Source organism: Moorena sp. SIO4A5 (assembly GCF_010672005.1).
GTDB lineage: Bacteria > Cyanobacteriota > Cyanobacteriia > Cyanobacteriales > Coleofasciculaceae > Moorena.
On sequence record NZ_JAAHHZ010000232.1, the window covers coordinates 1 to 7,431 of the forward strand.

The 7,431-nt window shown below is 44.4% G+C and carries 7 protein-coding genes and 1 pseudogene; 4 read left to right on the forward strand and 4 right to left on the reverse strand.

Going from position 1 to position 7,431, the window contains the following annotated elements:
- The first annotated feature begins 109 nt into the window (after positions 1-109).
- The 4 genes and pseudogenes from F6K57_RS33280 (at position 110) to F6K57_RS33295 (ending at position 3,141) form a co-directional block, all read left to right on the forward strand.
- A complete protein-coding gene (locus F6K57_RS33280) occupies positions 110-802 on the forward strand; it encodes a deoxyribodipyrimidine photo-lyase (RefSeq protein ID WP_364305147.1) in 693 nt (230 codons plus the stop codon).
- A 216-nt stretch (positions 803-1,018) separates the two neighbouring features.
- Entirely contained in the window at positions 1,019-2,245 is a 1,227-nt protein-coding gene (locus tag F6K57_RS33285; protein WP_293072252.1) for a transposase, read from the forward strand.
- 9 nt (positions 2,246-2,254) lie between these two features.
- Positions 2,255-2,872 (forward strand): annotated as a pseudogene (locus F6K57_RS33290) (FAD-binding domain-containing protein); the annotation flags it as partial.
- A 35-nt stretch (positions 2,873-2,907) separates the two neighbouring features.
- The gene (locus F6K57_RS33295) at positions 2,908-3,141 is read left to right on the forward strand and encodes a hypothetical protein (RefSeq protein ID WP_293072253.1); all 234 of its coding nucleotides are present in this window, start codon (positions 2,908-2,910) and stop codon (positions 3,139-3,141) included.
- Positions 3,142-3,339: 198 nt separating this feature from the next.
- Here the strand turns inward: F6K57_RS33295 and F6K57_RS33300 are convergent, their stop codons facing one another.
- The 4 genes from F6K57_RS33300 to F6K57_RS33315 form a co-directional block, all read right to left on the reverse strand.
- Positions 3,340-3,687 carry a DUF1815 family protein gene (locus tag F6K57_RS33300; protein ID WP_293018116.1) on the reverse strand — a complete coding sequence of 116 codons (348 nt, stop codon included), beginning with the start codon at positions 3,685-3,687 and terminating at the stop codon, positions 3,340-3,342.
- A gap of 324 nt (positions 3,688-4,011) precedes the next feature.
- Positions 4,012-4,224: a DUF2839 domain-containing protein gene (locus tag F6K57_RS33305; RefSeq protein WP_075897373.1), complete on the reverse strand. Its 213-nt coding sequence runs from the start codon at positions 4,222-4,224 to the stop codon at positions 4,012-4,014.
- A gap of 266 nt (positions 4,225-4,490) precedes the next feature.
- Entirely contained in the window at positions 4,491-5,981 is a 1,491-nt protein-coding gene (gene purF / locus F6K57_RS33310) for an amidophosphoribosyltransferase (RefSeq protein ID WP_293072254.1), read from the reverse strand.
- Positions 5,982-6,110: 129 nt separating this feature from the next.
- Positions 6,111-7,307 carry a beta-ketoacyl-ACP synthase gene (locus tag F6K57_RS33315; protein WP_293072255.1) on the reverse strand — a complete coding sequence of 399 codons (1,197 nt, stop codon included), beginning with the start codon at positions 7,305-7,307 and terminating at the stop codon, positions 6,111-6,113.
- Positions 7,308-7,431 lie beyond the last annotated feature (124 nt).

Here is a 7,431-nt window from a genome sequence, read left to right on the forward strand (position 1 = left end):
TTAACAAGCTAAAATACTATCGCCGTGTTTTTAGCCGTTTTGATAAAACTGACGAATGTTATCTGGGTTTTGCAGAGTTCGCCTCTGCTCTCATCTGGTTACGTTAGCTATGTCAACAGAACCTAGTAATTTAGTGGTGCGCCGGGGTTTACCCGAACAGATTATCCCATCTTTAGCAAAAGAACTAGGAATCTCAGCAGTTTACTATCACCGGGAAGTCACCTCAGAAGAGTTAGCCGTCGAATCCGCACTCAAAAAGGCGCTTGCTCAAATTGGCGTAAAAGTCAAGTCGTTTTGGGGCACTACCCTATTCCACATCGATGAATTGCCCTTTGGTATTCCCCACATTCCCGAAGTATTTACCCAATTTCGCAAGCAGGTGGAGAAATCTTCCACAGTTTATCCCACCTTCCCCACTCCCAAAACTCTACCACCCTTACCTAAAGTAGATGTTGGTGAACTGCCTCAGTTAGCTGACTTGGGACTTGAGCCACCAGTCCCTGATCAACGGGCAGTGTTAAAGTTCAAAGGTGGGGAAGCAGCTGGACTAGCCAGAGTAGATGACTATTTCTGGGAAAAAGACTGTCTTAAGCGTTACAAACAAACCCGAAATGGCATGTTGGGAGCAGATTACTCCTCCAAATTCTCCCCCTGGCTAGCTTTGGGTTGTCTATCGCCTCGTTATATCTATCAACAGGTTCAGGAGTACGAAACACAACGGGTTAAAAACGACTCCACCTATTGGTTAGCTTCCTCCGCGAGAAGCCCCACAACGAACATGCGCAGCATGAGTGTGGGATGAATCGCGGACAGGATCTATTGGATCTGGGAAGCGAGCTATTAAACTTCTGATCAGCTCGGACTGGGTCATTCCACGTCTATTCGCTTCTTGTTCCAATTGCCTTCTTTCAAACTCAGTAACTCTAATTGTCAATTTTTTATTTTTTATTTTCACTTGCCATTTGGCCGTACTTATGTTAATATTATTATAGGTCGATAAAGCTAAATAGCAAGTCAAATGAGAATAGCTTATCAGTACCGACTAAAACCTACAAAACAGCAAAAGGCCAAGATAGATCACTGGCTTTCAATGTTGTGCGCTCAATATAACTATCTGTTAGCTGATCGGTTTCGCTGGTACGATCATAATCGCTGTTCCATTAACGCTTGCCCCCTTGTTTGCCATCTTCCCGAATTAAGAGATAACCCGAACTACTATAGCCAAAAGAAAACTTTACCCAACCTCAAAAAAACTCATCCTTGGTACAAGGATATACATTCACAGGTGCTTCAGGATGTCGTTAAACGGGTAAAACTAGCTTTCGACCGATTTGTCAAAGGAGATAAAAATGGGAACAGGAGCGGTAGACCCAGATTCAAAAAACAACACCGCTACCGCACCTTTACTTATCCCCAGATCAAAGAGGGATGCTTAGAGGGCGACCTAATCGACTTACCTAAGATAGGAAAAGTCAGAATTGTTTTACATCGTCCTGTTCCTGATGGATTTAAACTAAAAACAGCTTCAATTACCATAAAGTGTGACGGGTATTATCTGGTTTTGTCTCTAGAGGATAAAACTGTTACCGAAGTTAAACCTAACATTAATCCTGATTCAATAGTCGGTATCGATGTTGGTCTTAAGGAGTTCTTGACTACTTCCGAAGGAGAAACTATTGGGATTCCACAATATTACCGAAAGTCTCAAAAAAGACTGAGGGTTATACAGAAAAGGGTATCTCGGAGGAAAAAAGGAAGCAAAAATAGACTCAAAGCGATTAAACAGCTTGGCAGGCAGCATAAAAAAGTAGCAGACAAACGGAAAGACTTCCACTTTAAGACCGCTAATTATTTGCTGTCAAAATATGATATAATAGCTCACGAAAAACTGAACGTAAAGGGACTGGCTAAATCCCGATTAGCTAAATCTGTGTTAGATGCTGGGTGGTCAAGCTTTCTGACAATTCTGACAAACAAAGCCGAAAATGCTGGTTTGTTGGCGGTTCCAGTAAGCGCCCATAATACTTCACAGAATTGCTCCAATTGTGGAAAGAAAGTTCCTAAAAAGCTGCATGTCCGGTGGCACGATTGCCCTCACTGCGGTTGTAGTTTGGACAGAGATCATAATGCAGCAATAAACATAAAAAATAGAGCGGAAGGGCAGTCCGTTCTTAAAGCCCAGCGCCTCCTAAGGGATACCCGGATTGGCTGGGAAGCCTACACTGAACCTGAAAGGTCAGTGTAGGAGCTGTCACTCTTTGAGTTACTGTGGCGCGACTATTTCCGATTTATCTGTGCCAAGCATGGTAATCGAGTATTTCGCCAATCTGGATTACAAGGAGTAAGCATACCATGGAAGGTGGACTGGAAGAGATTTGACCTGTGGACTGAGGGAATGACTGGTTTTCCCCTAGTGGATGCCAATATGCGGGAATTAAAAGCCACAGGCTTTATGTCCAATCGGGGTAGACAAAATGTTGCCAGTTTCCTGACCAAGAATCTGGGGATAAACTGGCAGATGGGAGCGGAGTGGTTTGAGTCGCTGTTGATTGATTATGATGTGTGTAGCAATTGGGGCAACTGGAACTACACAGCTGGGGTAGGCAATGATGCTCGGGGTTTTCGCTATTTTAATATTCAGAAACAATCCAAAGATTATGATCCCCAGGGACAATACGTAAAACATTGGCTACCAGAACTTACTTCTGTCCCTGCCAAGAAAGTCCATCAACCCTGGACATTATCATCGGATGAGCAAAAGCGCTATGGGCTAAGAATAGGGGTAGACTATCCTCAGCCTGTAGTGGATTTGTGGAAGTCAGTCCAACAAAATGAGAAGGTCTACAATGCTGCTCTTAGCCGTCGGTCTTAGGCGTTGGTACAGCATTCTATGGGCTTTTCTTTTCGATGAAGTATTTCCAGTTGAGTGTTGACAGTCAACAGTTAACCTTCAACACTCAATTAGTCAGCCATCAATTAGGCAGCCATCAATTTTTCCCTTTCCCTGTTGATGTTGATCAAAACACAGATAGACAGGATTATATCCTTGAACTTCCCCAACCTAAGAGGATGGGGATTCCCAGGCACAACCAAATAGATTGTTATCTCCTAGGGCGTAACTTTCCCCTGCACCGGGGGTAGCTGAGTAAGGTCAATTCCCAGTTTTTTAAGACCTTTCTCTTTTATCTTAACACTATTTGAAAGGGAAAAGAATACCCCATAGTATTAGTTTGGGGTATTCTTTTCCCTCTCAAACTCTCCCTTTTGATAAAACTGTGCCATCTATCTGTGTTTAGCAATCCTGGTTGGATTCCTTTTTTCCCGTACTCAGTTCTCAGGTCACGGCAGTGGTAACTTAAGGGCAGGGTGAGATTCTGAAGGACGAATTCGGTATTTAACCAGATTGGCGAGATCTTGTAGTTGACCAATGGCTTCAGCACCTTCCAACTTCATCAGTTCTCGGTCATCGCGCATTTCAGTCCAAGTGATCCCGTAATCTGAAACCAAAAATCGAATCAGGTGATTGTCCCCCAAGCTAACCATAAACGATGCGCTATTCATCTGACCACCACAGGTGTAGCAGGACGCTAAATAGCCTTGGTTTTCTAGTACAATTGCCAACGCCTGGAGATTCATTACTAAATCTCTGACAAATTGACGGTGCTCCTCTGCAAGTCGTATAAACACGTCTGTTCTCCAAACACCACTCCTAGATTTTAGAGCTTATATTCTTTCTTAAAAATTTAATCTTCATCTTTCAAGATAAATCAGGATAAAATTGGGGGATTTTTTCTAAAAAATAGACTCTTGTAAATCTTTTCCTTAATCTCTTGCCTTGTTCTATCCCAAAATAAACCTGTCGGTCAAGGCAAATTGGCTCCCTTGTCACAATTTTCATGAGTCAAGGGATATACATTAGTAGTTTCTATATGTTTATCGAAATTCTTTAACTAACCTAACTACCGGTTGAAGTGCAACCGATAGTTACGTTTGATTAGCGAGCCTTAGATGTTAATTTACTTGCCACCAACCAAATCCAGGTCCTATAAATCTAACCGTTAGCCAGAAGACAATCATAAACACAATACCAGCCCAAGCTCCCCTAGTGGTCCATTTAACAAACTGCTCACCCTGACTTTTAGTTATCGGGAGCCATGGAAATATGTTGGCTTCTTTCCCGTAGTCTTCTCCCAGTGCTGCTTTACGGCGTTTTGCTTCACCCATAATCGTTTTTAATCACTCAGTGATAATCATAACCTATGCATTGAACAATGGTGGGCGTGAGCAGAGATGGTGTATAATTTCTTAACTTTAGGGGATGATCAGCATTGGCAACCTCAATAAATTTACTAAGTCGCCAACAGTATCATCACGGCTGCCCTTATCCCCCCGAAGATCGGGGGGCAGGTAAAAGGCAAAGGGATTAGGATAATTTCTTCACCGTTTTATCAGTGTGGTGCCACCTTTTACCTTTTACCTTCAAATTACCTTCAAACCTGTACCTCTTCCAGCATCAATTTAGAACGCTTGAGTTCTTCTGAAAGGGGAACAGGGTAATGACCTGTGAAACACGCAGAGCAGAAACTCTTGGAGTCTTTCCTTGTGGCTAGCATCATGCCCTCCCAACTCAGATAAGCGAGGGAATCCACACCAATATAATTGGCTATTTCTGCCACTGACTTGGTGGCGGCAATCAGTTGCTGTTGGTTATCCGTGTCTATTCCAAAGAAGCAAGGATGAGTGACTGGGGGCGAGGAGACTCGCATATGTATCTCAGCCACACCTGCATTACGCAAAGCTTTGATAAGTTTGCTGCTGGTGTTTCCTCGAACAATGGAGTCATCTACTAGTACCAGTCGTTTACCAACTAAGACATCTTTGAGGGGATTAAGTTTCATGCGGATGCCAGTTTCTCGCATACTCTGAGTGGGTTGGATAAAGGTACGACCCACATAGCGATTTTTAATCAGTCCCTCTCCGTAAGGAATACCGGACTCTCGGGAAAAGCCGATAGCTGCAGGGACACCGGAATCGGGTACAGCAATCACCATGTCCGCATCTGGTGTTGACTCTCTTGCCAGCTGACGCCCTAGGCGTAACCGATAGCTAAACACAGTTTCATCATCCATTACGCTATCAGGGCGAGCAAAGTAAATCATCTCAAAGATGCAAACTTTGCGCTCTGGCTTTTGACTCCAGTGGAAGGAAGCAATGCCTTCGTCATTAATCCACACTAATTCTCCCGGTTCCACATCCCGCAGATACTCAGCACCGATAATGTCTAAACCACAGGTTTCTGATGCTAGGACATAGCCCCCAGAATTCTCACCTAAGGTGCCAATCACTAGAGGGCGAATGCCATTGGGGTCACGAACACCCATTATTCCAGCGGGTGTGCCAATCACTAAACTAAACGCTCCTTGGCAAGATTGAAAGGCACTCACTGCTGCTTCCAACCACCCTTTGCCATGGTTAACCTCTGTCGCGATCGCTAGGGCGATTAGTTCTGAATCCGTAGTGGTCATCAAGTTCGAGTTATGCTTTAGTAAATCATCACGTAATTGCATAGTGTTGACCAAGTTACCGTTATGAGCCAAAGCCAAGGGTCCTAAGGGAGTTTCCACTACGGCTGGTTGAGCATTGGCGATGTGGCTAGAGCCAGTGGTAGAGTAACGGTTATGACCAACTGCTATCTGACCAGGTAGCTGAGCCAAAATTTCTTCATTAAAGACCTGGGAGACTAGCCCCATATCCTTGTAGACATGCAGCTGCTTGTCATCAAAGGTAACAATCCCTGATGATTCCTGACCTCGGTGCTGTAGGGCAAATAGACCAAAGTAAGTCAGCTTAGCGACATCTTGCTCTGGTGCATAGATACCAAAGACTCCGCAAGCTTCCTCTGGCTTGTCCAAGTGCTGGGGATAGTCATCCTTGGACTGATCACAATATTGGTCAGAGGAAAGGGATTGGTTGGGCTTCATAACTATTATGGCTTGCTCCTAATTGCGGCATGAAGTCGGTGGAACCTAAATCCTCTGAGGATTGGTTCTGTATATTTAATTAAACTTAATGTTTCCTTAACGATATCACCTATAGGATATTATTGTGCTTCAATGTCGGCAATTGCTGGATATTCCTATGGCGGTTACTGCATTTTGCCCCCCGAAACCAAAGCTAAAACATAGCGCCTGCCTGACTTGGCACTGACGCGCTATAGTTACGAAATCCAAATCCCATTCCGGTTCCCTCAACCCAATACAAGGGGGTAGGACTTGGTGTTTTAAAGCCATTAGACACAAAGCAGTACCAATGGCTCCAGAAGCACCAAGAGTGTGACCAGTGGCTCCTTTGGTAGAACTGATTGCCACCCCTTGGGGAAATAGCTGCTGAATCAGCTGCGCTTCATTCTGGTCATTAAGTTTGGTTCCGGTACCGTGGGTATGGATATAATCAATATCTGTAGGAAATAGGTGGCTGCGGTCTAGACATTGTTTGATAGCTGCGATCGCACTCTGTCGATCTGGGTTAGGTGTACTGACATGATAAGCGTCCGAGGTCAAGCCAAACCCCAGTAATTTTCCATAGATAGGCGCTGCTCGACGATCAGCCAAATCCTCTGACTCCAATACCAATACAGAACCTCCCTCTGCCAACACCAAGCCTTGACGTTGCTTGTCAAAGGGGTAAGCACCAGTTTTTGCTAGAGCCCCCATTTTAGTAAATCCGGCTAGGGTTAGGGGAGTAATTGGTGCTTCTACAGCACCAGCAATGACTCGTTGGCATTGACCGGTTTGAATCAATTCAAATCCTTGAGCGATCGCCCAAATTCCTGTTGCACAAGCTGCCATTGGTGCTAGGACTGGCCCAAAGGAACCAATGTAATGGGCAGCAGCAATAGCTGGTTGATGGGGTAGAGTGTCTAACCAATGCTCTAGAGTTAAGATTTCATTTAAGCTATCGAAGCGGGGATACTCTGGTTCGGTGTCGAGTTTCCCATGACTAGTCATCTGCTCCTGGGCTAGTTGCTCCCAAGCTGCCTGACAGCTACGACTGGAACCAATCACCACACCACAATCCTTTAGAGGGATGGTTAAGTTAGCATCTTCAATAGCATCTGCTACAACCTGGTAGGTCAGCTGTTCAATAGAAGCTGGTGTCTGACCAATCATAGCCAACGGTAGAGGTGATAAATTGGCAAAGGGTCGATACCAGCTAATAGCTGACTCACTGTTTAGCAAATGCTGCCAACTGGGTTTGAGGCGACCTAAAGCAGATACTAATCCAATCCCAGTAACGCATACCTCCACGAATTCGTTTAAAGATCGTTAATCGTTATCTTAAGGTTTCTTCAGGTTTTCGATGCCTTTAGTGACCTTGACTGATTCAATGCGATCGCCTTGCTGAATTTTGTTTACCACATCCATACCTTTA

Coding starts and splice junctions, on each gene's coding strand:
- purF (WP_293072254.1), bottom strand. CDS start 5,981: ATGAAGCCCAACCAATCCCTTTCCTCTGACCAATATTGTGATCAGTCC.
- F6K57_RS33295 (WP_293072253.1), top strand. CDS start 2,908: ATGAAGTATTTCCAGTTGAGTGTTGACAGTCAACAGTTAACCTTCAAC.
- F6K57_RS33280 (WP_364305147.1), top strand. CDS start 110: ATGTCAACAGAACCTAGTAATTTAGTGGTGCGCCGGGGTTTACCCGAA.
- F6K57_RS33285 (WP_293072252.1), top strand. CDS start 1,019: ATGAGAATAGCTTATCAGTACCGACTAAAACCTACAAAACAGCAAAAG.
- F6K57_RS33305 (WP_075897373.1), bottom strand. CDS start 4,224: ATGGGTGAAGCAAAACGCCGTAAAGCAGCACTGGGAGAAGACTACGGG.